Below are 23,834 nucleotides of genomic sequence, written 5' to 3'. Positions count from 1 at the left end.
AGCAATTGTGGGTGTAACAGCAGTTTAACTCAGTAATCTCATCCACTTTCCATAGCGTCATTTACTATGTGAAACGCTTTCAAATTACAACATTTTCTTCAACCAAACTATTTTACTTTCACAGGAGGACATATGTCATTCACAGAAATTAGATTTCCAGAAAATATATCTTATGGTTCCACTGGAGGACCGGAATTTTCCACTGACGTTGTAACAACTCACAATGGTTGTGAACAGCGCAACATCAATTGGTCTCATGCACGCACTAGATACAACATAGCTTACGGGGTCAGATCAAACGAGCAGCTACTAGAACTAATAACATTTTTTCATGCACGAAAAGGTAAAGCAATAGGGTTTCGTTTTAAGGATTGGTCGGATTTTATAGCCATCAACCAAGAGATTGGTATAGGAGATAACAAAAAAACGACTTTTCAGCTAATCAAAACTTATGTAAGTGGGGAAGATAAGCATATACGTATGATCAAAAAGCCAGTGCATGGGACAGTAAAGATTTATTTAAATGGTAAAGAAGAGAGTGAATATTCAGTAAATTATTCAACGGGAGAAATAACATTCATGAAACCGCCAGTAAAAGATGCAATAATCACTGCGAGCTTCGAATTTGATGTGCCCGTGCGCTTTGATACAGATTACTTAAACGCTTCTATTGATGACTATGGAAGCAATAGCTGGAATAATATCCCCTTGGTGGAAGTGAAATTTTAGTTATAAGCGAGCATAGATCCACATCATAGTAGGGCTACTAGTCTACCATAAATTGAAAAATTAAGCACCACTGAGGCTCTATACCTAAATGAGCCTCAGTATATGCAATTATTTTAAACTTTATCACCAGCTATATACTACAATGTTGCTGAGCTTTGCTAACATTTACACTTGAAGCTTGGGGAGATTCTAACTCAGTGCTTTTTTCTTCCTGCAAAATAGAAAGCTTCAACAACTCCTTTAGAGTTGATTTTGCAAGTGTTGTATCATCTTTGTTTAAGATGTAGTCTAGCATGCCGTTTTTCTGTAAGAGATTAACAAAATATCTATCTTCCTCATTAAGAACCTCTATCTTGTTAAGAGGTTGTCCGGAAACAAGTAAAAGGCTATAATATCTGAAATTTTAGTACGGGGTAAAGATGAGAAAAAAGTATCCAACAGATCTAAGCGAAAGGGAATGGGCAAGAATAGAAAAACACTTCAGAGTATCATACAAGAAAGGAGGAAGGCTGCCAAAGTATAGCAAAAAAGAAATATTAGAAGCAATTTTCTATGTATTGCGTACAGGGTGTCAATGGCGGTATTTACCAAATGATTTTCCGCTATGGAAGACTGTGTATGAGCAGTTCAGGCAATGGAAGAAGCAGGGAATTTTGAGAAAATGAATTATGAAATTACAAAATATAGTAGAAGAAAAATAGGAAAGAATGAGCAGCCGAGTGCCTGTATAGTAGATAGTCAATCTGTAAAGACTACAGAAAAGGGGGATCAAAGGCTATGATGGAAGTAAAAAAGTAAAGGGTAGAAAAAGGCATATAATTACAGACACTCAGGGTTTTATACTAGGTTGTTACGTAGGCGCTGCTAACGAAAATGATAGAGATGGTATTAAAATAGCATTAAACAATATGAGAACAAAATATACTAAAGTTAAAAAAATGTGGGCTGACATGGGATACCAAGGAAGAAATTTAAAGAATCACATAAAGGAAGAATATGACATAGATATTGAAATTGTTAAAAGGCCTCCATGTAGATTTTGGGTGCACAAAGATACGCCACCTGAGCTACTACCAACAAGAGAACAAGGGTTTAAAGTACAGCCAAGAAGATGGGTTGTAGAAAGGACTTTTGCTTGGGTTAATAGGAATAGAAGGCTATCGAAGGAGTATGATTTACTCACAACATCCACTGAGAATTTCATATACCTAGCTATGAGTAGGGTTATGTTAAAGAGGGAATATGCTTGAATTTACTTGTTTCCGGACAACCTCTAATACAAGATAATACTAAATCCGAATTCTTTGTTGCTAAAATTCCATTCAAAAAGATATCTAATTTTGTTTTATCTTCAGTTAAGTCTTCAGCTAACCTATTTCTGATATTCTCATTGTCAAACACAATGTACTCGAGGTACGAGGAAGGCTCAATAAGTATAAAGTCCTCTAAAGGCACTAGTTCTGGATAGGTGCCAGCGTAATCAAGTATGCCACACTCAGTAATACACCCTCCTTTTCTTATAACACAGCAATTGAGACGACCATGATACATTGATAACAAAGAAAAAAGACGTATTATACTTGTACCTCTATCTTTCATTTCCTCGAAAAGCTTCCTATCATTTATTAATTTGTGCAAAATGTAATCCATAGCAGGACCTGATTTGCGGAAACGAAACATATTATTCTCTTCAAAAATGGCCTCAGCTAATTCGATAGATTCTTTATCCTCATCTACAAAAGCTTTTTCATTTCTATTTAACTGTATGATCTCAGCTTTGCTATCTCTGCGTAGACCAGTTCTCCTTATTAACATCTCAAATATTTTTGTATTCATATATATCCTATATTAATTAAAGTAAATATTAATAATGTTTACTTTTTAAATAAAAATAAATGAAAATTTTAATAAAAATTAAATTTTTTTAATAGAATAAAAATCTTTTATATTTGCTTGAGTACCAAAAGGGCTTTATTGGTGTAATGCGTTTTCTATTGCGCCTGGCTGCAGTGCCCAGCGTCAAGATCTGATGAACAATGTTCGCTTGCCAGCTTTCGCTTCAATATTTGCACAATTGTGCTAGATCCCCTGCATAACCTGCTTTAAAATCTCCTCCTGCTGCTGAGTGTGAACACTAACATAACCACATGCAGGAGATGCAGCAGCAGGTCTTGCGATACACTTAGGTCTTTTTGCTTGGATATCGAGATTAGATAACACTTCTTCTATCAATGGGTTGACAAAAAACCATCCTCCCATATTTTTTGGTTCTTCTTGACACCATATAATTTCAGCGTTTTTGTACTTTTCAAGTTCATTACTTAGTTTATCTGCAGGAAAAGGATAGAATTGCTCCAAACGTATTACTGCTATATCGTTTATTTTTTGTGCTTCACATATGTCGTAATAAACTTTACCACTGCATATTACAACTTTACGTATTTTATCATTCGAAACTAAACCTGTTCTACATTCTGGAATTACTGTGAGGAATTTTCCTTCAAAATCAGATAGGTTAGATACTGCTCTTTTGTGGCGCAGTAGCGATTTAGGTGTAAACACTACCAGAGGCTTACGAAAGTCTCTATGCATTTGTCTGCGTAAGACATGGAAGTAATTCGCCGGAGTGGAACAATTAACTACCTGCATATTATCCTCTGCGCAGAGTTGCAAAAATCTCTCTATACGTGCGGAGCTATGCTCAGGTCCCTGTCCTTCATAACCATGAGGCAGCAATAAAACTAGACCGCTTGATCGCAACCACTTTGTTTCTGCAGATGCGATAAACTGGTCGATCATAATTTGCGCACCGTTTGCAAAATCACCAAATTGTCCTTCCCAGAGCACCAGTGAATACGGAGAATCAAGACTATATCCATATTCAAAGCCCATTACAGCATACTCAGATAGTGCGCTATCTATGACCTCAAAGTGAGCTTGCTTTTCATTTATATTGTTTAGCGGAATAAATGCTTCTTCTGTTACCTGATCAACAAGCCTTGAATGACGGTGCGAGAAAGTTCCACGACCAGAGTCTTGTCCTGATAAACGCACTCCTATTCTTTCTGTGAGCAGTGATGCAAACGCAAGACTTTCGGCAGTTGCCCAGTCTATATTACTACCAAAATTTATGCTGTCTATTCTGCCATCGAGTATTTTTCTAACCTTATTGTTAATGTTAAAGTTACTTGGGATATTGCTATTTATACGCACACCTAATTTTTTCAGCTCATCTGGCGGAACACCAGAATCCGTGTAGTATTCGCTCAAATCGTTCAGCTTTGCTCTTCTTAATTTTGACCACACTCCACCGAACCAGTCAGCTTTTTTTGGAGTGTAAGCCGCTGATTCAGCAAGACTTTTATCTAATTTTGCCCTGAATTCACTGCGCAATTTATTTACTTCATCGCCATCTAATACTTTCTCTGCAGTCAATTTTTCTTCATACAATGTTCCAGGAGTTTTATGCTTTGATATCGCCTTATACATAAGTGGCTGAGTGAAATTCGGTTCATCACCTTCATTATGGCCATATTTGCGGTAGCACATTATGTCAATTACTACGTCCTTTTTAAATTTCTGCCTATATTCCATCGCCAGACTTGTAGCAAAACTCACAGCTTCCGGGTTATCTCCATTGACGTGAAACACTGGAGCTTCTATTGATTTTGCTATATCAGTGCAATAAAAAGAGGATCGTGCGCAACATGGGTTAGCAGTAAAACCAACTTGGTTATTAATGACAATGTGCACAATGCCATCCACTTTATAGCCTTCAATATTGCTTAAGGTTAAAGTTTCAGCAACCACTCCTTGACCGATGAAAGCCGCATCACCATGAATTGATATGCCAAGCACAGATCTTATATTCTGTTTTGCTCTTATTCTTCCAGCCAAAACCGGATTTACCGCTTCAAGGTGAGATGGATTAGGGAATAAACTTAAATGTATTTTTTTGCCACCTGAAAGTGCTCGATCAGAAGAGTAACCAAGGTGATATTTAACATCACCGGACACCTCAAGACCACTTGGGTATGCAAGATTGCCTTGAAATTCAGACAGCATTGCCGCATATTCTTTCCCCATCACTTTGGTTAGAACATTGAGTCGTCCGCGGTGAGCCATGCCAAGGACTATTTCTTCAATACCAAAAACCGTAGAATCACTAATGATTTTTTCAATTGCAACGATAGCTGATTCTCCACCTTCAATAGAAAAGCGTTTATATCCAGGAAATTTCATATGGAGAAATTGCTCGAACATCTCAGATTCGATCAAGTGCCTCAGTATTTCCTTTTTATCTTGTGAACTCAGCGTATAGGTTTGATTTTCGATCTTTTCCTGCAGCCACATCCTCTCCTCATAAGAGGAGATATGCATAAATTCAAAACCGATGTTCTTGCAGTAAATATCTCTATAGATTCCAGCGTCACTTGCCGGATATAGATTCGAATATTTCTGATAATCTACTTCCTTATTCACATTGGGTAATAACGGATTAAGATCCGCAAAAAAATGACCGTAAGATCTGAAAAAATTTGCTAAACTAGAAACTGAATCATCCACCTTAGTTACATGTTGTGCACCGCAGGTCTCCGCTTTATTAACTTCTAAATTGCTTGAAAAAATTCTATACCAATCCTCCCCGATTGATTTATCACCCTGCAAATAACGGCTATACATTTCTTCCACAAATTCTGCATTATCACCATAAAGGCAGCTTAAACTCGACATAATCACTATAAAAAGTATCAAATACTTATAAGTATAACTTAAGTTTTTTAAAAAAGAACTTTTTTAGTTTCTATACGTCATACCGCCGCGGTATCTCTTAACATAGATCCCGCTAACACGTAGCGGGATGACGATTGTCAGGCCAGCGCCCCTATAATGTCATCCGAGTAGCCGACACTGGGATCCAGATTGGATACTGAGTTGGTGAGTATAAAAGTATAGCTTCTACGTCATACCGCCGCGAACCGTCATACCGTGATTTATTCACGGTATCTCACATAGATCCCGCTAACAAGCAGCGGGATGACAGCAATCCTACGTCATGCCGCGGTATCTCTTAGCCGCTAACACGTAGCGGGATGACGATTGTCAGGGTGTCATTCCAGCGCGTGAAGGTGGAATCTAGTTTCACTTTATTATGGTGTCATCCGAGTAGCCGACACTGGGATCCAGATTGGATACTGAGTTGGTGAGTATAAAAGTATAGCTTCTACGTCATACCGCCGCGAACCGTCATACCGCGATTCATTCGCGGTATCTCAAAGCATAGATCCCGCTAACACGTAGCGGGATGACAACAATCCTACGTCATGCCGCGGTATCTCTTAGCCGCTAACAAGCAGCGGGATGACGAATTACTTAACCATCATCTACACCGTCATACCGCGATTCATTCGCGGTATCTCTTAACATAGATCCCCTACTATACCTTAACATAGATCCGCTAACAAGCAGCGGGATGACGAGCTTATCGTCACGCCGCCGCGAACCGTCATACCGCGATTCATTCGCGGTATCTCAAAGCATAGATCCCGCTAACACGTAGCGGGATGACGATTGTCGGTGAACTTAAGTTACTTTAGCCATAAATATTTAAGAAATTTACCAAACGAAAAAAAGGCAAAAGAAGCCCCGAGTAGCGAGTTTTGACTCTATATTACTGTAAGTGGCGCTGTAATAATGTGCTGACGCTTAGTTTAAGCGCGGTTTGGCTGAATGTAGAAAAAATTTAAAAGACATGCAGCCGCTATAATTTTATGTAATCCGCCAAAAAATACCCTGAGTTTTTTACTGAATTTTGTCATTGAGCCTGCAGGTCAAAAACAAGTTTTGAGTCATAAATACCCTTAATACTATAATAAGGGCGCTGGAGGAGTTTGTCAAGGAAGTTTTTTCGTTTCTATGAGCTACTTGGATGACGAGAAAGGAGCACTTACATATTTATGGCAACCTCATTACCTACGCTCAAAAAGTTTTTCAATATCACTGAGTTTCATTTCTATATAAGTTGGTCTTCCGTGGTTGCATTGCCCGGAATATGGGGTTTTTTCCATTTGTCTAAGCAGCACATTCATTTCTTCTAATCTCATTTTTCTACCCGCTCTAATTGATCCATAACAAGCGATAGTGGCCAATATTTTGTTCACTTTATCTTCTACTGGCAATGTATCTTCTATTTCCGTTAATCTATCGACTATATTAATTAGCATCTCTTTCACATCTATTGCTCCCAAAATTGCAGGGATTTCTTTTACTATCACTTTATTTTCTGGTTTGATCTCAATATCAAAACCCATTTCAAATAACTTATCTTTATAGATTTCAATCATCTCCATTCCGGCTTGATTTTTGATTTCAACCGTTTCAGGAAGAAGTAGTTTTTGTCTTTTTACACTTGATTTTTGTTTTAAGCATTCATATGCTAGCCTTTCGTGGGCTGCATGCTGGTCGACTATAATCAATTTATCTCTTACCTCGGCAATAATGTAAGTATTATAGACCTGACAGCGTGCAAACCCGAGCGGGTGGCTCTCTATCAAATCAACTTGCTCTAACACCTTTTTTTCTAGAACCATAGTCTCCGCTTGTGATGGAAATTTCTGTATGCCGGTATAATCAAACGATTTTGACTGTTCTGATAAGCCTTTTGCTTTTTCATTTGGAGAAGCAAATTCTTTTATTAGTTGATTTTTAAAAGGACTTGGTCTTTTTTCATAAAATTCTTTTTGAACATTAGGTTTATCAAAAGGATCCGGCAATGTTGAATCCATTTTCTGGTCATGCGCTGGAAAAGTGCCTATCCTTCTTGACAATGCTTTAATTAATCCTCTTGTCATTATCTCATATATGAGCTTCTTATTCTGAAACCTTACTTCTGACTTATTTGGATGCACATTTACATCTACTTGATCATAAGGTATCTCTAAATGTAACGCTGCAAAAGGATACCTATCGCTTGGAATAAAATCATGATATGCATACCTAACTGCGCCAATAAGTAAATTATCTTTAATTGGCCTTCCATTAACAAACGTATAGATCTGAGTGGACTTACCACGATTGACGATCGGCTTACAGATGTGTCCCGTAAGTTTAATGCCGTCTTCTTCTTCATTGATCTCCAAAGAATTGCCCTGAAATTCTTCTTCTACTTCACACAATCTATGAAATAACGAAGTCTGCTTAGCGTATTTTAAGAGCTTTTTATTACCTGAAGTGAGAGTAAACCCTATATGATAGTTAATCATTGCTAGGTTGTTTACAATATCAACAATGCTTTGAGTTTCTGCTCTTTCAGTTTTTAGAAATTTTAGTCTATTTGGAGTGGCAAAAAATAAATCTCGTACTTCAATATGTGTGCCTTGTGATAAAGAGTAAGGAGTTTGCTCCCCTATTTTCTCTCCACCCTCATAACTTATAGACCATGCTTCATTTGCTTCTCTTGCCTTAGACGATAATTTTATCCTACTTACTGCTGCTATTGAAGGCAGAGCTTCTCCTCTAAAGCCAAGATGCTTGATTTCTATCAACTCATTGTCGCTCAATTTTGAAGTAGCATGGCGCATAAACGCAAGTTCTAAATCGTTTTTTCTACTCCGTTACCATCATCTGTCACAATAATAAGGTTACGCCCACCACTTTCTATTTTAATCTCTATTTCTAAACTTCCAGCATCTATTGCATTTTCCACTAATTCCTTTACTACACTTGCTGGCCTTTCTATCACCTCCCCCGCTGCTATACGGTTTATGGTTTTTGTGTCTAAAAGAATTATTGCCATAGATTTATTATGAAACTGGTTTTTCTTTTACTTCTTTGGTCTGCTTCTCTCTCCACTTTTTTAACCTACCTGCAATTTCACTGTTAGAAATTGACAATATAGATACGGCGGTAATGGCAGCATTATGTGCTCCATTTTCCCCTATAGACATGGTTGCAACTGGAACACCCTTTGGCATTTGAACTATAGAGAGTAGGCTGTCCAGCCCATTTAATTGTTTACTATGCACAGGAACGCCGATAACTGGTAAACAAGTTAGTGACGCAACCATACCAGGTAAATGAGCTGCACCTCCTGCACCAGCTATAATAACCTTAAAACCTTCTTCTTGTGCAAATTTAGCAAAATTGAAGAGCCTTTCTGGTGTTCTATGTGCAGATATTATGAATATATCATGTGAAACTTCTAATGCTTTTAACATATCAACAGTATGGACCATAGTGGTGTAATCTGACTCACTTCCCATAATAACAGCAACATCTTTTTTTATTTTTGTCATATTCAACACAATTTTACTTACTAACTAAATAATGTTCCAGCTAAAAAGCAACAAATATTTAAATTATATTATAAATATAATATATAGAATTCTCGTTAAAATAGAAATTTTAAAAATTTAAATAAATATTTATATTAAGATATAGAGATATAAACTTCTTATGTAAGATAAATTTATAAAATAATTATTTTTGTATTTCAAGCTTTGTAATCTTAGCTTGTTCTTTCTATAAATGGTTTTTTCAGATAGACTGATGGTAAAATGGTAATTTAAAATTACTAGAAATTTGATAAAAATATTAATATATAATCAACTTAAAGTTTTAAATATTGATATCATATAATTATTGACAAGTTACATGATATTAATATCTTGGTATATTAAATATTATGCTATAATATTTAATAAAGTTAATTGATATGTGAGTGTAAGAATTATGGAAATAATATCGTTAAATAACTTAGACAGTGCAGGAATAAAAACAAAGTTGCTTTATATAATAAATAAAATTATAGAAAAAAATGCTTGGACTCAGGCTTTTGCAGCTGAGAAACTTGGTATTGATCAGCCAAAGGTATCGCAAATTAAAAATGGTAAAATAGATGGTTTTTCTTTAGAGCGATTGTTAGGATTTCTAAAAAAACTTGATCATGAGATAACAATCACGATGACAGAAAGCCAAGAAATAAAATCTGAGGCAGAAAAAGTAAAACATGAAGTTGAATCGCAATAGATACAAAGTTGACAACTTGTTTTTTGTGATATAGTATAAAACTTATTAAGGTAGTATCTTATGGCTGAGTCTATTGTAGAAAAGTGTATAGAACGGGTAAGTAACCGTTTCAAATTGGTTCTGTTGGCAAGTCAAAGAACACATGGTTTAAATACAGGGGCAAGTAATCCAATTCAAGCAGCTAAGTTTAAGGGTCATAAAAATACCATAGTTTCCTTACATGAAATAGCAGGAAAACAGGTGGATACTCATGAGCTGTTTAGCCTTTTGGTAGGTAGATGCAAGGAATACATGAAAGGAAATATGAATAATGTTTACAGCAGTAATACAAGTAAGCTAGCGAATTTATTAAATTTTTCTGATAACACAGATCTTGATGCAAGTCAAGAAAGCCAAGATTATGAAGTGGATGGTGAAATAGATGATGAAATAAATGATCAAGATGGCGATGAAGAAGTATCCGTTTAGAAATCTACTGAAGTCACATAGTCTTTAAATGATTTGCATTGCTATCTATACACTGTTGTTCTGTATGAGTGTAATGTTGTGTTGCATAGTGTCTAAGTCAAATGATGTGTACAATAAGGTTTTAGCGTTCAATAATTTCTCAACGCAAGTAGTTGTACTTATAACAGCAATATCAATCATTCTGAATAATTTTTTTTTAATTGATATAGCATTGTTGTATGCTAGCGTTAGCTTTATATCAACTATAGCACTAATGAGATTAATGTTGTTTTGATAATTTATGATAGGATCCATTTTCATATTTTTAGGTATTTGTTTGATAATTATTTCAAATATAGGGGTGATCAGATTTCCTGATTTCTATACTAGGTTACATGCAGCAGGTATTACAGATTCTAGCGGTGCAACGTTATTGTTAATTGGTTTTGCTTTGCAGAATGGATTTTCAATCAATACTGTTAAAATAGTATTATTAATTTTTATAATATGGGTAGCTAACTCAACTAATAGCTATATTTTAGCGCGCACTCATTATAAAGTTAAGAAAAAAACTGTTAAAGAAGGCTAAGGTGTTAGAAATATTAAATGTAGTGTTACTTTTGTTGTTACTAACAGTTACGGTTTTTATAGTTTTCTCGCGACATTTAGTCGTAAGTGCTGTTCTAATGTGTGTATTTAGTTCACTGATTGCGCTTATATACTTAATTATGAATGCACCTGATGTTGCAATTACTGAAGCTTCTGTTGGTGCGGGGCTCAGTACAGTTTTTACGTTTGCAGCACTCTCCTTGATAAAGAATCATAAAGTAAATCTATCTCATAACCCTATAACGCTTTTTTTTATGTTATTTCTGGCTGTATGTTTGTCATATTTTATGATTCAATTGCCAGATTTTGGCAGCCACAATGCTCCGATCCACTTGCATGTTGCTCCTTATTATGTGGAAAATACCGAAAAAGCTACCGGTATTCCTAATATAGTGACAGCTATTTTGGCAAGCTTTCGTGGTTATGACACGTTTGGAGAAACTATAGTAGTTTTTACTGCTGCGCTTTGTATAACGTTGATATTAAAAGAAGAAAAAGAAAATGATTAAAGATCCGATATTAAATGCAGTAACATTTTTGATGATACCTTTTATCATTTTATTTGGTTTATACATACAATTTCACGGTGATTACACTCCGGGTGGAGGTTTTCAAGCAGGAATAATTATTGCCTCCGGGATAATATTATATTCAATGCTATTTGGTGTATCTACAACTCTAAAAGCAATACCTTATTCTGTGATTAGATTGACTAACGTGTTAGGTATTTTAATTTATGGAGGAACGGGCGTTGCAACAACTTTACTTGGCCAAAATTTTTTATCTTATGATATCTTGTTAACCAATAATAGAACCGGTCAAAAATTAGGTATTTTTTTGGTGGAATTAGGTGTAGCATTTACTGTCTGCTCCTCTATGTTAATTATATATATAAATTTTGCTCGTAGGAAAAAACAATGACTTTATATAATTATACGATTATTATTGTATTAATGGTGCTAGGTTTATATATTATTATAAACGATAAAAATTTAATCAAGAAAATGATAGGGGTAAGCGTCTTCCAAGCATCTGTTTTGTTATTTTACATATCTCTAGGATATATAAAAAGTTCCTTGCCTCCTATATTGGTTTCAAATTTTTATTCATATAGCAATCCTATACCCCATGTTTTAATGCTTACTGCTATAGTGGTTGGAATTGCAACATTTTCAGTTGGATTATCCATAGCAGTAAAAATGGAAGAAAAGTATGGAACAATTGATTAAGACAAGTGTACATAAATTAACAGTATCTTAAACTATATGAAGTAACAAATAGCCACAAGTTAAAAGTAAAATTATAGACTTGCTCGTTGTAAGTTTGTTTGTTAATAAGAAATAAAATTATAAACTATAAAGGTAATGATGTCAACTATTAATGATGCAGAAGATAAGAAAAAAATTATCAAAGATCTGGTAACTAAGAGTATAAAAAAGGGTGGTTTTATCACCTTTGATGATATAAATGATAAATTATCAGATGAAAATTTTTCGTCTGACTTTATAGATGATGCTATATCTTTATTGCAGGATTCCGGAATTAATGTGCTTGAAAGTAGCGAAGATGAAGAAGATATTCCTTCCAACAGTGATGATAGTAAACTTGATGATGATGACACATCGCCAAATGTTACTGCAACTTTAGTACAAAATGATGATCCAGTGAGGATTTATTTACAAGACATGAGCTCCGTAAAGCTTTTATCAAGGGCAGATGAAATCGAGATAGCAAAAAAAATTGAATCTGAAAAGCATAACATGTTACGTGCAATAATTGAAACATCAGTAACATTAAAGGTGATAAAAGTATGGCGTGATGATTTAAGTAATGGAGCTCTCTTACTGAGAGAAATTATAGATCTGGATGCAATTTATAACTCTGATTTTAATGTGGTACCCAAAGAAGAAAGTGAAGAGAGTGAAGAAAGTGCTGAAGATGTTGAGGATTCTGAGGATGTTTCTGAAGATGCTGAGTACTGTAGTGATGATGAGAAAGATAGTAAAAAAAGTGATGATGAGAAAGACGGTAATAATGAAGATATAAGTTCAGTCAATTTAAATGTTTCTATTCTTGAAATGGAAAGTGACTTATTGCCAAAGGTCATAGTTGCATTGGATGAGATAATTACTTTAACAAATGAAGCGTTGATATTAAGAAAAAATTCTAAAAATTTCTCTAATGAGCTAGAAAATTTGTATAATCAAATATGGTCTATAGCATTACAAATTAAGTTAAGTGATGCTGCTGTTGCCAGAATTACACAAGAACTTTATAAGATAAATAGATCCATTACGCTTGAAGAGGCTAATCTTATTGCTGAGGCTAGAAAATACGATATCGATAGAGAAAGTTTCTATAAAGTTTATGATGACGTGCTTTTAAAGCACGAATTGAAAAAGGTAAGTCTTTTAAAGATCAATGAAAATCAGTCCTCTTTTACAGGTGAATTAAAAAACAAATTTTTAAGGTTTATAGACGATAACTCTGAACATATAGCTAGTACCTTGAACGGTATTAAGCAGCATATACAGGAAGATAACGTACAAGAATTTAAGGAGCTAATCAAGAGAATACAAAAACACGAACGAGAAGTCTCTGAAGCAAAGCAAGAAATGATTAAGGCTAACTTAAGGCTAGTAGTTTCCATTGCTAAGAAGTATTCAAAAAGAGGCCTTGATCTGCTTGATTTGATACAAGAAGGCAATATTGGTCTTATGAAGGCCGTGGATAAGTTTGATTACAAACGTGGATATAAATTTTCAACTTATGGCACTTGGTGGGTAAGACAATCAATCACTAGAGCAATACCTGAGCAGTCTAAAGTAGTTAGAATACCAGTTCATATGGTGGAAATTATCAGTAAAATCAACAGAGCATTAAGAAAGATGACTCATGAGATGGGAAGAGAGCCGACGTTAGAGGAATTGAGTGTAGAACTGACAATGCCACTGGAAAGAATACGCAAAGTTATGAAAATAGCAAGGGATCCAGTAAGTCTTGAAGCTCCAACAGGAAAAGATGATAGTAGTACCTTTGGTGATTGTATAGAAGACAAGCGAGTCTCCAGGCCAGAGGATGCTGCAATACTTGCTGACTTGCGTGGCATTACAACCAATGTTCTTGCAACTTTAACACCAAAGGAAGAAAGAATTTTAAGAATGCGTTTTGGCCTTGGTAAAGATGGGAAGGAACATACCTTAGAAGAAGTAGGAAAAGTTTTTAATGTAACACGTGAGAGAATTAGGCAAATAGAGGCAAAAGCACTGCGCAAGTTGAAACATCCAAGCCGTGCTAGAAAACTTAGAGGGTTCTTTTAAGTATACGTGTCAAGTTAAGAAGAAGCTGATTTTGCCCGGAAAAAGTGGAGAGCAAGTTAGGCCAAAGTTGTATAATTTCACCGCTATTTTTCTTTTTCTATGAATCTAATGAAACAACATGCTAATCTACGGTAAATATTATGACAAACAAAAATGACAATTCTAATTCAAAGTATAGAAATTTTTATGTTCTGGGTGATAGCTTATCCGATAATGGCGCAATCATTGGAATTTTAAATAATTTATCCTTTGCAAAAAGCGTAAAATTTGATGATCCTTTTTATCAAGGAAGATCTTTTAGCAATGGCCCTACTGCTGTTGAATATATAGCAAAATATTTAGATTTAGATGAATTTAAACCTGGGTGGAGTTATTCATTTTTTGGGAGATGCCACGAACAGCAAGGTCAGAATTACGCAGTTTCATATGCAACAGCATCTGAAATTTTTGACCCTATTTTTTCTTATTTCTTCAATAAATTTCGTTTAGCTAACCAGCTAGATGCGGTAATTAAACATCATCCAGATATAGGTAAAGAAGATTTATTTTGCATCATAATCGGCGGAAATGATGTTATGGTTGCCACTGCTTATGACGATACTAAAGCGGAAGAAGTGTTGGAACAAGCAGTGAGTGAAATATGTAATGCACTTAAGGTTCTAAATGAACATGGTGTTAAGCATGTAGTTGTTGCAAATGCACCTGAAGTTGGCTCAATACCAGCTTTTAATAGAGATGAAGAAGCAAGGGAACTAGCTACAAAGCTCACGGAGAGTTTCAATGCAAAACTGGCTAAAGGCTTAGATTATATGAAGAAAAGTACAAATCTTGAAATAAAAGCATTTGATCTTAACTCTAAAATGAGAAGTATGTTTAGCGAATACAAGAGCAAAGGTTTAAATTGTCAAGATGCATGCACATCGAACATTGCAGACCAAGTTGGGAGATTTAAAGAAAATATAAAAATACTCTTAAAGTTGATATTTAAAGGGGAACTTGACGTTCACTATAACCCTGGGTGTAGCAAAGAAACACTAAAGGATTATTTCTTTTTTGATTATTTCCATCCAACTGCGGAACTTCATCATGAAGTTGGTCATGAAGTGTATGAGTTGATTTGACACAGTTTTTTGAACATATCCTTTTAAATAGTAACCAGACTGCATTCTGTGATTTTTAGCAAAACACGATCTTTCATTTGAGCTTTCTTCAATTTAAAATCAATACAGAAAATTGCTGCCTATAGCTAAACTGACTTAGATTTACCGATAATTTGAAAAACCGTCATCCCGCTACTATATAATTATTGATATATATTTTCTTTTAAGCTCTTGGTTTTGATCGATAAATGTAATCATTTCATCTTCTAAAGTTTTAATTTGATTACGTAAAATTGCAAGAAGTTCCTCTATTTGTTTGATTATAGATGTATCAGTTACCTGTTGGATTTGGGTTTTTTGTATTTTTGCTATTTCTACAAGTTGGTTTCTACGAGATAATTTTTGTTTCAAGCAATCAATATTACCATTACTAACTGTTAAAGGAGTAACACGCATATCTGTATTATTAATATAACGTGAGATGATACTGCAGTCTATTTTATCAGTTTTTGTAGTAATACCAAGGCTTTTAGCATAGTCTCTCCCACCTTGGTTGAATGACGTACACCTCAAAACCATTGCTTAGTAAAGTATAGGCACATAATTTTTCGTATCCACCAGTTGCCTCAAGACCAATTTTGGTTACATTATGCAAACGTAAAAAGTCCAGCATTTCATCAATGGATTGTACATTGTTTTCAAATATTTTATAATGCTCAAGTGGGTGAATGTGGAGATCTAATTTACTTTTGCTAACATCAATGCCAGCAATAATGTTTGATGAATTCATAATTCCTCCGTAATAATAACATATACTGCATTTTCCAGCCTTATATACGAGCCTAAAAGCTCAATCAGTTATTCGGAACTTTCAGTATAATAAACCAGAGAAGAGAACCTTGCTGAACAACGATTCTTATAATCAAGGGGCGTGACGATTCCTCTTCTCTGTGTGTCTTTAATCTCACTACTTTGATATTTATAAAGACTTGTTCTTAACATATAAGGGAAGTGTCCTCTAGGTGAGATTGTGGAGCATTCGTTGCAGCATTTGGCTGTTCAATTACGCTAGTTGATTCTTTAGGTATACTATTTCCTTCAAAATTTCCATCTTTTTATTATGTTCTCTTTAGCATTTTGAGAGTGAATTATTCTAGTTTTGATATTTAAACGTTTTGTATCTGCTGTAATGATTTCACTTCCAGTTTGCTATTCTTTACATATTGAATTGCAAGCACTAACGCTTTACTTCCGGAAGCTGTGGTGCTGTAAGCTATATTTTGCAAAATAGCAGTTCTCCTGATATCTTTGCTGTCTGAGACTGACTTTACACCTTTTGAAGTATTAATCACTAGATTTATTTTTCCATCTTTGAGCATATCAACTATGTGGGGTCTGCCTTCTCTTACTTTATTTACAGCTTGTGCAGCAATGCCGTTATTGTTCAGATACGAAGCTGTGCCTTTGGTGGCATATATTTCAAAACTCAGTTCTTTCAACATTCGTGCAACTGGCAATATATACTTTTTATCATCATCTTTTACTGAAACCAGAGCTGTTCCTTCTGTTGGTAACTTGTATCCTGCAGCCATGTGCGTTTTTGCAAGTGCAGCTTCAAATGATGAGTCAATTCCCATCACTTCTCCTGTTGATTTCATTTCAGGACCAAGTAAAGTATCAACTCCTGCAAAGCGGGTAAATGGAAAAACAGCAGCTTTAACTGCAAAATGATTGAAAGGCTTGTTTTCCTGATTCAATTTTTTACCCAAAATAACCTGAGTGGCAAGCTTTGCAATAGGAATATTGATTACCTTGGAAATAAAAGGAACGGTTCGACTAGCCCTTAAATTCACTTCAAGTATGTATACATCACTAGACCTCTTGCATAACTCGATTTCTGAAGGCAATTTTGTCGTCAAAGCTTGTCTGCGCTCCTCAAATACATTCGAGTATTCTGTGGTGCTCATCTGCACTTTTCCTAAAGATTTCTCATCACAAACAGGTTCTGCAAGAGGTCTATTCTCTTGAACAGCAAACTGAATGTTTATCAGACCTTTCACTTTTAATGCTAATGCTATTCTCTCAGTTTGGAGCTCGATCTCTTTTATTACTTCGTCACTCAATGTATTTGTCGGTATTGAGCATGTTGAATCACCAGAGTGGATACCAGCCTCTTCAATATGCTCCATGACCGCTGCAATGAAAACTTTTTCCCCATCACATACAGCATCAACGTCAACCTCAACTGCATTGACTAAAAATTTATCAAGAAGCAGCGAACCATGCTCAAAGATTTTAGTTTGATCTAAGACGTACTCTTTAAAGCTCTGAGTATCGTGTCTAATCGACATAGACTGACCGCCGAGGACATATGATGGCCTGACTACTAGTGGAAACCCCACCTTTTCTGCGTTGGTTAACGCTTCTTCTACTGAATGGCAGATAGAATTTTCAGGTTGTTTTAAATTAAGTTGCAAAGCAAGGCTTTTAAACCTCATGCGATCTTCTGCAAGGTCAATAGAATCAAACGAAGTTCCCAGAATTTTGAAACCTCTCTCGTTAAGCACTTTGGCTAACTTTAAAGGTGTTTGACCGCCTATTTGAACTATTACACCAACCAGTGTGCCATTTTCTTGCTCTTTACTTAGTATTTCAAGCACATCCTCTGCAATGAGTGGTGCAAAATATAAACGATCAGCGGTATCGTAGTCAGTTGAGACAGTTTCGGGATTACAGTTGATCATTATTGTTTCATACCCCATTTCTTTGGCGGCAGAAGCTGCATGTACGCATGCATAATCAAACTCAATACCTTGACCAATGCGATTTGGACCACTTCCTAAAATGACAACCTTTTCTCGGTCAGAAATATTCGCCTCACATTCCGTTTTATTTTCAACATCACCCTCATAGCAGCCATACATATAAGCAGTGCTCGATTCAAATTCAGCTGCACAGGTGTCTACGCGTTTATAAACTTGTTTAATGCCAAATTTTTTTCTTATTTCTTCGATTTGTTTTACTCGATCTCCAGCGTGTAACGCTGGCTGGATCCCAGTGTCACGCACTGGGATGACATTAGAGGGTACTGGAATGACAGAGGTAGGTCTATTACTTAACTTTGCTAATCTTGCATCTGAAAATCCCATTTTTTTCAGCTCTAACATTTCGTACGCAGTTCCAGGAAATCCATTTTCCTTGATTTTTTGTTCAGTTAATATAATTTGCTGTATATTTTGCAGAAACCATAAGTCATATCCTGTAATCGAATTTATTTCTTCTATGCTAATTCCGTGGCGCATTGCGTCAGCAGCAATCAGTAATCTGTTTGGTAGCAATTTTGCTAATTGAGATTTTATGTGATCAATATCAATGTTCTCAGGAAATACTTCATCAAGTCCTGTAAAATCAGTTTCAAGTGAACGGAAAGCTTTCTGTAGTGACTCATTAAAAGTGCGGCCTATAGACATCACTTCTCCCACTGATTTCATGGAGGTTGATAATTCACAATTCGTCCCCTTAAATTTCTCAAACTCAAATCGAGGAATTTTAGTGACGATATAATCAATCACTGGTTCGAATGCTGCTGGTATTATTGGAGCACAGTCGTTACGTATTTCGTCGAGCGAATAGCCAATAGCAAGTTTAGTTACAACTTTTGCAATAGGATAGCCTGTTGCTTTCGAAGCAAGTGCAGAAGAGCGAGAAACCCTTGGATTCATCTCAATCACAACGAGGCTTCCATCTTCTTTAGGATTCACTGCAAATTGAACATTTGCACCACCGGCACTAACATCAATTTCTCTCAGCACTGCTATAGATGCATTTCTCATCTGTTGGTATTCTACGTCACGCAGAGTCAAAGCAGGAGCAACCGTAATACTATCTCCGGTGTGCACTCCCATCGGATCAACATTTTCTATCGAACAGATTATTATGCAGTTATCTTTACAATCGCGGATAACTTCCATTTCATACTCTTTCCAGCCGATAATTGATTCATCTATCTGAACTTCATTTATTGGCGAAATTTTGAGAGCACTTTCTGCGATATTGAAAAACTCCTCTTTATTATATGCTATGCCACTACCTGCACCACCAAGAGTGAATGATGAACGAATGATTGCTGGTAATCCAACGTAATCCAAAGCCTTTTTTATTTGTTCTTGATTTTTTATAATGATACTTTTGGGGTATTTCAGTCCTATTCTATCCATGGACTGACGGAATAACTCTCTATCCTCTGCTTTTTTTATTGCTCCTCTATTTACCCCTATTAATTCTACGTTGTATTTGTCTAACACTTCATCATCTGCAAGTTTTATTGCACAATTGAGCGCTGTTTGCCCGCCCATTGTTGGCAATATTGCGTCTGGCCTCTCCTTAATTATAATTTTCTCTATGATTTCAGGCAGTACCGGCTCAATATACGTCGCATCAGAAAACTCAGGATCTGTCATTATAGTTGCGGGGTTGGAGTTAACCAAAATGACTTTATAACCTTCGCTTTTTAATACTTTACAGCTTTGCGTTCCGGAATAATCAAACTCGCATGCCTGACCTATAACTATTGGGCCTGCTCCTATTACTAATATAGATTCTATATCTGTGCGTTTCGGCATAATTACAATAACGGTCTCTATTCAAGTAATGTTACCAATCTTTCCTGTATATGTGAATTTTTATTAAACCTATTAGCTAATTACTTTTAGGCTTGACGCATAACTGTACGAACATTGCAATTTGCGTGGCAGATTCCAGTGCTTGACACACAGCTGTACAAACATTCATTTTTGAAGGTAAATTGCACAGCAAATGATGTCATTCAAGTAGCTGACACTGGTTCCTTTATGACGGCAGTGCCCAGAGGTGTCATCCCAGTCTGGGATCCAGAAAACTTAACTTTAAATAAGTGGCTGCATAATAAAGACTAGATTCCAGACTGGAATGACACCATAGAGGCACTGGGATGACATCCTTCCTAGTGGAGATTACTCTCAAATCACAATGTTCATACAATTGTGGGCTTAACGGTATCTTTGCAGATACTATGGTAATTTATTCGGGAGATTTGCTGAGCGGTAAGATTTTTCCTGATATGCTGCAGTCTTCAGAAGCTAATTCCACAAATTTATCTGTTAGTTTATCAGGTGACACCAATTCAGATCCAGGAAATGCCTGCTCACTACCCACAGGTCCTTCCGTGTATACAGCATTTACACATAATTTTGTATGTTTTGTCTCAGATGCATATATCTGCACCATTATTTCTAGTGCAACTTTACTTGCAGCATACGGCATCCAATATGGATAAGAGGAAGGAGAAAGTGTCACTTCTGAGGTCATGAATATCGCTCTTCCAGCATTAGACTTTTTTAGCATTGGATCTAAGTTTTTTAGTAAGTACCAATTGGCAGTAAAATTTGTATTCATTACGTTCTGTAGCTCTTCAATCTCACAGTCATGAATGGGGTTCAGTTTGCCTAAAATTCCAGCACACGCAACTAATATATCAAGTGCTCCAGATTCTGATAATTTCAGGCTTTCTATCATGTTTGTCAGTATCTTTACATTCTCAAAGTCTAAAAGATCAAGCTGAATTAGTTTCACAGAGCCTTCTTTAAATTCTTCAAGCTCTTCAATTTCATTATATAGTGGCTTGAGATTATCAAGAGATCTTGAAATCAGAATCACACATGCACCTTCTCTTATAAACCTTTTTGCAACAGCAGAGCCTACTCCACCTGAAGCTCCGGTGATTAAAGCTACTTTACCTTCTAACTTACCCATTTCTTTCTCCTTAGCGAGATTCATTGAAATATTTTAGCTGAAAATTGAATTTTGCTCCATATATAAAAATCAAACTTAGCATATAAAAAAATAGTAATGACACTACCACACCACCTAAACTTCCATATATCAAATCCAGTTGGTCAAAGGAAGCTTTTAAGTATTGCTTAAAAGCTGAAGCAGAAATCGTCCAAAGAATAACAGCTACACAAGATCCAGGAAATACGTCTGATAAATTTTGTTTTATGTTTGGCAACATAAAATATAGCCAAGAGACTACTGTGAAAAGTACAAATTCAATAAGTAAATACCTAGTATAACTTAGTCCCTGATAGGAAAAATCAATTAGCATTGGTACTAGTGTAGAAAACACTATAGTTAGAGTTATAATAAGCGTGATTACTAAAAATTGTAATATACTTAGTACTCTTCTTAATATATAAGGCGGCGAAACCGGAACTTTATAGGCCTTATTGAGTATTGTTCTAAGCCCTTCAATTGTCGATGAAGCGGCCCAAACAGCACCTACAATTGCTAAAGTTAGTAAGCTTTGCGGCGGGCCTGATATTATCTCCCTAATACGCGGCATCAAAGATGATAAAATATCCTGTGGCATGTTATCAATGATAAATACCCAGCCAATGTTGTACTGGTCTAAAAAATTTGCAAATGTTGACGCCACAGCCATTAAAACGATGAGAAAAGGAAATATTGATAACAGAATTAAAAATGATAAATACCCTGCATGCTCCACTCCATCATTATAAATTGTGTCAATCAAAGCACGATAAAGACAATAAACGATGCTGTAAAATTTCTGTAGCACTGTAATATAAACGAACCAAGAAAAGTATTCTAAATGAAATAAAGGATACTTTTAAGCAAAAAAATCCTCACCATTTACTTAAATTTAATCAAAATGGTAGATAATCCAGCATTAAATAGAAATTATCGGAGGCATAATGAAAAATTTTCTTCTACTTGTGGCATTAATTCTCTCCTTTGCATTTGATGCAAATGCTTCTCCTACTACTTTTGTTGATACAAATGATACAACATCATCGGTGATATGCAAGATAATAGGCTATACTCATGGCATAGGTGGACCAATGATCACAATAGTGATAATAGGTGCAGCGTTGCTTGCAATATTCGGCAGAATGCCGTGGCCAGCGCTTTTTGCACTCGGTGCATTTACTGCTGTGTTTTTTGGCGCTCCTGTAGTCGTTTCAAAAATAACACCAGGAGGTGTGATTTGTAAAAACGGTGCAGTAGCGAATAAGCCATAGAAATTATTAGAGGCATAATGAAAAATTTTCTTCTACTAGTGGCGTTAATTCTCTTCTTTGCATTTGATAATGCTTTTGCTAGCAGTGTTACTGATGACGCAACGTCAAATACAATATGCAAAATAGTAGGCTATACTCACGGCATAGGTGGACCGATGATCACAATAGTAATAATTGGTGCAGCATTGCTTGCAATATTTGGCAGAATGCCGTGGCCAGCGCTTTTTGCACTCGGTGCATTTACTGCTGTGTTTTTTGGTGCGCCTGTAGTTGTTTCAAAAATAGTACCAGGCGGTGTGATTTGTAAAAATGGTGCAACTGCTTGCCCTGATGGTAAAGTATGGAATGCAACAACAAATACATGCAACTAGGCACTAAAATTTCAGAAAAACATTAGCTAAATGGTGCTCCTTAAAGGAGCACCATTATTCCACAATTGTATAAATGTTGTCCAAGTGAATAACACTGAGATCCGGGAATTTTTATAAACTGATAGGATGACAAATTTACTAGAACCCTCACCATTTACTTAAATTTAATCAAAGCGATAGATAATCAAACATGAAACAGAAATTATAGGAGAGGCGTAATGAAAAATTTTCTTCTACTTGTGGCGTTAATTCTCTCCTTTGCGTTTGATGCAAATGCTAATACTAGTGGTGGCACCACCAACACCGTTTTTGTTGATGAAAGTGATATAACATCATCAGTGATATGCAAGATAATAGGCTATACTCACGGCATAGGTGGGCCGATGATCACAATAGTGATAATAGGTGCAGCTTTGCTTGCGATATTTGGCAGAATGCCATGGCCAGCGCTTTTTGCACTCGGTGCATTTACTGCTGTGTTTTTTGGCGCTCCTGTAGTCGTTTCAAAAATAACACCAGGAGGTGTGATTTGTGAAGACGGTGCAGTAGTGAATAATCCATAGAAATTATAGAAGGCGTAAACGTAGTTTTCTTTACTTGAAAGTGGTAAGTTTTACCACTTTCAGTGTCTATAACTACCTAATAAATTCTCTTTCTGTAATCATATCAGTTAAAGTCTGGATTCCAGCGCCACGCGCTAGAATGACAAGGCTGATCGTCATGTCACCGCGAACCGTCATACCGCGATTCATTCGCGGTATCTCAGCCGCTAACAAGTAGCGGGATGACGGTTGTCGTTTAGCCATAAATATTTAAGAAATTTACCAAACGAAAAAAAAGGCAAAAGAAGCCCTGGTCATTGTCTATTTTCAGTATTGGCGTTTTTTAAGTCTTAAACACTGCAATTTAGCTGCTTTTGAATGCAACTCACCTTAGTTTGAATGTTTAAGAAATTTACTAAGCAGAAAAAAAGGCAAAAGAAACCCCGTGTTAGCTAGTTGTCACTCTCTAATCCTGCAAAATCGGCGTACTATACTGTCTTAAACGACTTATAAGCGCGTTTCAGCTTATATAGGTAAAAACCCAGAAATGTTGTGAAGACATAAGGTGCACATAGTGCAAAAAATTAAAAATAAGACGCCAACTACGTTG

General features: G+C 35.9%; 23 protein-coding genes and 2 pseudogenes. 15 read left to right on the top strand and 10 right to left on the bottom strand.

Annotated elements, in window-relative coordinates; all coding sequences use genetic code 11:
- Window positions 1-132 precede the first annotated feature (132 nt).
- On the top strand, window positions 133-729 hold the full coding sequence (locus tag J4T77_RS06875) for a TIGR02217 family protein (RefSeq protein WP_138265061.1): 597 nt from the start codon (window positions 133-135) through the stop codon (window positions 727-729).
- A gap of 130 nt (window positions 730-859) precedes the next feature.
- On the opposite strand, the gene J4T77_RS06870 is transcribed toward J4T77_RS06875, so the two are convergent.
- On the bottom strand, window positions 860-1,024 hold the full coding sequence (locus J4T77_RS06870) for a hypothetical protein (protein WP_223823041.1): 165 nt from the start codon (window positions 1,022-1,024) through the stop codon (window positions 860-862).
- Between the two features lie 124 nt (window positions 1,025-1,148).
- Here J4T77_RS06870 and J4T77_RS06865 point away from each other — a divergent pair.
- Window positions 1,149-1,979 (top strand): annotated as a pseudogene (locus tag J4T77_RS06865) (IS5 family transposase).
- On the opposite strand, the gene J4T77_RS06860 reads toward J4T77_RS06865, so the two are convergent.
- From J4T77_RS06860 to purE, 4 genes and pseudogenes are all read right to left on the bottom strand, one after another.
- Window positions 1,954-2,565, bottom strand: a complete 612-nt coding sequence (locus J4T77_RS06860; protein WP_233641038.1) for a hypothetical protein — start codon at window positions 2,563-2,565, stop codon at window positions 1,954-1,956. The pseudogene J4T77_RS06865 and the gene J4T77_RS06860 sit on opposite strands and share 26 nt — an antisense overlap.
- 243 nt (window positions 2,566-2,808) lie before the next feature.
- On the bottom strand, window positions 2,809-5,463 hold the full coding sequence (locus tag J4T77_RS06855; RefSeq protein ID WP_190321082.1) for a 2-oxoglutarate dehydrogenase E1 component: 2,655 nt from the start codon (window positions 5,461-5,463) through the stop codon (window positions 2,809-2,811).
- 1,235 nt (window positions 5,464-6,698) lie between these two features.
- A pseudogene (gene mutL, locus J4T77_RS06850) lies at window positions 6,699-8,524 on the bottom strand (DNA mismatch repair endonuclease MutL).
- A gap of 7 nt (window positions 8,525-8,531) precedes the next feature.
- The gene (purE, locus tag J4T77_RS06845; RefSeq protein ID WP_190321080.1) at window positions 8,532-9,023 is read right to left on the bottom strand and encodes a 5-(carboxyamino)imidazole ribonucleotide mutase; all 492 of its coding nucleotides are present in this window, start codon (window positions 9,021-9,023) and stop codon (window positions 8,532-8,534) included.
- 436 nt (window positions 9,024-9,459) lie between these two features.
- On the opposite strand from purE, the gene J4T77_RS06840 reads away from it, so the two are divergent.
- From J4T77_RS06840 to J4T77_RS06800, 9 genes are all read left to right on the top strand, one after another.
- Entirely contained in the window at window positions 9,460-9,756 is a 297-nt protein-coding gene (locus J4T77_RS06840; protein ID WP_010081926.1) for a helix-turn-helix domain-containing protein, read from the top strand.
- Between the two features lie 60 nt (window positions 9,757-9,816).
- Window positions 9,817-10,224 carry a DNA-directed RNA polymerase subunit omega gene (gene rpoZ, locus J4T77_RS06835; RefSeq protein ID WP_190321079.1) on the top strand — a complete coding sequence of 136 codons (408 nt, stop codon included), beginning with the start codon at window positions 9,817-9,819 and terminating at the stop codon, window positions 10,222-10,224.
- Window positions 10,225-10,252: 28 nt separating this feature from the next.
- The gene (locus J4T77_RS06830; RefSeq protein ID WP_007548527.1) at window positions 10,253-10,498 is read left to right on the top strand and encodes a monovalent cation/H+ antiporter complex subunit F; all 246 of its coding nucleotides are present in this window, start codon (window positions 10,253-10,255) and stop codon (window positions 10,496-10,498) included.
- 6 nt (window positions 10,499-10,504) lie between these two features.
- Window positions 10,505-10,792, top strand: coding sequence for a monovalent cation/H(+) antiporter subunit G (mnhG, locus tag J4T77_RS06825; protein WP_006279703.1), 288 nt, complete (start codon window positions 10,505-10,507; stop codon window positions 10,790-10,792).
- Window position 10,793: 1 nt separating this feature from the next.
- Window positions 10,794-11,321 (top strand): DUF4040 domain-containing protein, encoded by a 528-nt coding sequence (locus tag J4T77_RS06820; RefSeq protein ID WP_015589497.1) that lies wholly within the window; start codon window positions 10,794-10,796, stop codon window positions 11,319-11,321.
- The gene (locus tag J4T77_RS06815) at window positions 11,314-11,733 is read left to right on the top strand and encodes a Na(+)/H(+) antiporter subunit B (RefSeq protein WP_006279705.1); all 420 of its coding nucleotides are present in this window, start codon (window positions 11,314-11,316) and stop codon (window positions 11,731-11,733) included. The genes J4T77_RS06820 and J4T77_RS06815 overlap by 8 nt, the downstream gene beginning before the upstream one ends.
- Window positions 11,730-12,041 (top strand): cation:proton antiporter subunit C, encoded by a 312-nt coding sequence (locus J4T77_RS06810; RefSeq protein WP_006279706.1) that lies wholly within the window; start codon window positions 11,730-11,732, stop codon window positions 12,039-12,041. The genes J4T77_RS06815 and J4T77_RS06810 overlap by 4 nt, the downstream gene beginning before the upstream one ends.
- A 138-nt stretch (window positions 12,042-12,179) precedes the next feature.
- A complete protein-coding gene (rpoD, locus tag J4T77_RS06805) occupies window positions 12,180-14,132 on the top strand; it encodes an RNA polymerase sigma factor RpoD (protein ID WP_190321078.1) in 1,953 nt (650 codons plus the stop codon).
- Window positions 14,133-14,272: 140 nt separating this feature from the next.
- A complete protein-coding gene (locus tag J4T77_RS06800) occupies window positions 14,273-15,253 on the top strand; it encodes an SGNH/GDSL hydrolase family protein (RefSeq protein ID WP_190321077.1) in 981 nt (326 codons plus the stop codon).
- Between the two features lie 174 nt (window positions 15,254-15,427).
- On the opposite strand, the gene J4T77_RS06795 is transcribed toward J4T77_RS06800, so the two are convergent.
- From J4T77_RS06795 to carB, 3 genes are all read right to left on the bottom strand, one after another.
- Entirely contained in the window at window positions 15,428-15,811 is a 384-nt protein-coding gene (locus J4T77_RS06795) for a hypothetical protein (protein ID WP_223823039.1), read from the bottom strand.
- The gene (locus J4T77_RS06790) at window positions 15,762-16,022 is read right to left on the bottom strand and encodes an IS110 family transposase (protein WP_010082049.1); all 261 of its coding nucleotides are present in this window, start codon (window positions 16,020-16,022) and stop codon (window positions 15,762-15,764) included. Before J4T77_RS06790 ends, J4T77_RS06795 begins: the two co-directional genes overlap by 50 nt.
- Window positions 16,023-16,398: 376 nt before the next feature.
- Entirely contained in the window at window positions 16,399-19,854 is a 3,456-nt protein-coding gene (gene carB, locus J4T77_RS06785; RefSeq protein WP_190321076.1) for a carbamoyl-phosphate synthase large subunit, read from the bottom strand.
- Between the two features lie 138 nt (window positions 19,855-19,992).
- On the opposite strand from carB, the gene J4T77_RS06780 reads away from it, so the two are divergent.
- Window positions 19,993-20,166 carry a hypothetical protein gene (locus J4T77_RS06780; protein ID WP_167471214.1) on the top strand — a complete coding sequence of 58 codons (174 nt, stop codon included), beginning with the start codon at window positions 19,993-19,995 and terminating at the stop codon, window positions 20,164-20,166.
- 124 nt (window positions 20,167-20,290) lie between these two features.
- On the opposite strand, the gene J4T77_RS06775 is transcribed toward J4T77_RS06780, so the two are convergent.
- Both J4T77_RS06775 and J4T77_RS06770 read right to left on the bottom strand, forming a co-directional pair.
- Window positions 20,291-21,046: an SDR family oxidoreductase gene (locus tag J4T77_RS06775; RefSeq protein ID WP_022626173.1), complete on the bottom strand. Its 756-nt coding sequence runs from the start codon at window positions 21,044-21,046 to the stop codon at window positions 20,291-20,293.
- On the bottom strand, window positions 21,033-21,848 hold the full coding sequence (locus tag J4T77_RS06770; protein WP_233641037.1) for a YihY/virulence factor BrkB family protein: 816 nt from the start codon (window positions 21,846-21,848) through the stop codon (window positions 21,033-21,035). The genes J4T77_RS06775 and J4T77_RS06770 overlap by 14 nt, the downstream gene beginning before the upstream one ends.
- A gap of 136 nt (window positions 21,849-21,984) precedes the next feature.
- Here J4T77_RS06770 and J4T77_RS06765 point away from each other — a divergent pair, with 136 nt between their 5' ends.
- The 3 genes from J4T77_RS06765 (at window position 21,985) to J4T77_RS06755 (ending at window position 23,245) form a co-directional block, all read left to right on the top strand.
- Window positions 21,985-22,311 carry a TrbC/VirB2 family protein gene (locus J4T77_RS06765; protein ID WP_190321074.1) on the top strand — a complete coding sequence of 109 codons (327 nt, stop codon included), beginning with the start codon at window positions 21,985-21,987 and terminating at the stop codon, window positions 22,309-22,311.
- Window positions 22,312-22,328: 17 nt separating this feature from the next.
- Entirely contained in the window at window positions 22,329-22,682 is a 354-nt protein-coding gene (locus tag J4T77_RS06760) for a TrbC/VirB2 family protein (protein ID WP_010081965.1), read from the top strand.
- 218 nt (window positions 22,683-22,900) lie between these two features.
- Entirely contained in the window at window positions 22,901-23,245 is a 345-nt protein-coding gene (locus tag J4T77_RS06755) for a TrbC/VirB2 family protein (RefSeq protein ID WP_038198436.1), read from the top strand.
- Window positions 23,246-23,834 lie beyond the last annotated feature (589 nt).

The organism is Wolbachia endosymbiont of Drosophila innubila (genome assembly GCF_021378375.1).
Lineage (GTDB): Bacteria > Pseudomonadota > Alphaproteobacteria > Rickettsiales > Anaplasmataceae > Wolbachia > Wolbachia pipientis.
The sequence above is the reverse complement of the archived record's forward strand: the minus strand, read 5'-3'. Positions and strand labels throughout refer to the sequence as shown.

Coding starts and splice junctions, on each gene's coding strand:
- J4T77_RS06860 (WP_233641038.1), bottom strand. CDS start 2,565: ATGAATACAAAAATATTTGAGATGTTAATAAGGAGAACTGGTCTACGC.
- J4T77_RS06875 (WP_138265061.1), top strand. CDS start 133: ATGTCATTCACAGAAATTAGATTTCCAGAAAATATATCTTATGGTTCC.
- rpoD (WP_190321078.1), top strand. CDS start 12,180: ATGTCAACTATTAATGATGCAGAAGATAAGAAAAAAATTATCAAAGAT.
- carB (WP_190321076.1), bottom strand. CDS start 19,854: ATGCCGAAACGCACAGATATAGAATCTATATTAGTAATAGGAGCAGGC.
- J4T77_RS06800 (WP_190321077.1), top strand. CDS start 14,273: ATGACAAACAAAAATGACAATTCTAATTCAAAGTATAGAAATTTTTAT.
- mnhG (WP_006279703.1), top strand. CDS start 10,505: ATGATAGGATCCATTTTCATATTTTTAGGTATTTGTTTGATAATTATT.
- J4T77_RS06815 (WP_006279705.1), top strand. CDS start 11,314: ATGATTAAAGATCCGATATTAAATGCAGTAACATTTTTGATGATACCT.
- J4T77_RS06840 (WP_010081926.1), top strand. CDS start 9,460: ATGGAAATAATATCGTTAAATAACTTAGACAGTGCAGGAATAAAAACA.
- rpoZ (WP_190321079.1), top strand. CDS start 9,817: ATGGCTGAGTCTATTGTAGAAAAGTGTATAGAACGGGTAAGTAACCGT.
- J4T77_RS06760 (WP_010081965.1), top strand. CDS start 22,329: ATGAAAAATTTTCTTCTACTAGTGGCGTTAATTCTCTTCTTTGCATTT.
- purE (WP_190321080.1), bottom strand. CDS start 9,023: ATGACAAAAATAAAAAAAGATGTTGCTGTTATTATGGGAAGTGAGTCA.
- J4T77_RS06830 (WP_007548527.1), top strand. CDS start 10,253: ATGATTTGCATTGCTATCTATACACTGTTGTTCTGTATGAGTGTAATG.
- J4T77_RS06755 (WP_038198436.1), top strand. CDS start 22,901: ATGAAAAATTTTCTTCTACTTGTGGCGTTAATTCTCTCCTTTGCGTTT.
- J4T77_RS06870 (WP_223823041.1), bottom strand. CDS start 1,024: ATGCTAGACTACATCTTAAACAAAGATGATACAACACTTGCAAAATCA.
- J4T77_RS06795 (WP_223823039.1), bottom strand. CDS start 15,811: ATGGTTTTGAGGTGTACGTCATTCAACCAAGGTGGGAGAGACTATGCT.
- J4T77_RS06810 (WP_006279706.1), top strand. CDS start 11,730: ATGACTTTATATAATTATACGATTATTATTGTATTAATGGTGCTAGGT.
- J4T77_RS06790 (WP_010082049.1), bottom strand. CDS start 16,022: ATGAATTCATCAAACATTATTGCTGGCATTGATGTTAGCAAAAGTAAA.
- J4T77_RS06765 (WP_190321074.1), top strand. CDS start 21,985: ATGAAAAATTTTCTTCTACTTGTGGCATTAATTCTCTCCTTTGCATTT.
- J4T77_RS06855 (WP_190321082.1), bottom strand. CDS start 5,463: ATGTCGAGTTTAAGCTGCCTTTATGGTGATAATGCAGAATTTGTGGAA.
- J4T77_RS06775 (WP_022626173.1), bottom strand. CDS start 21,046: ATGAATCTCGCTAAGGAGAAAGAAATGGGTAAGTTAGAAGGTAAAGTA.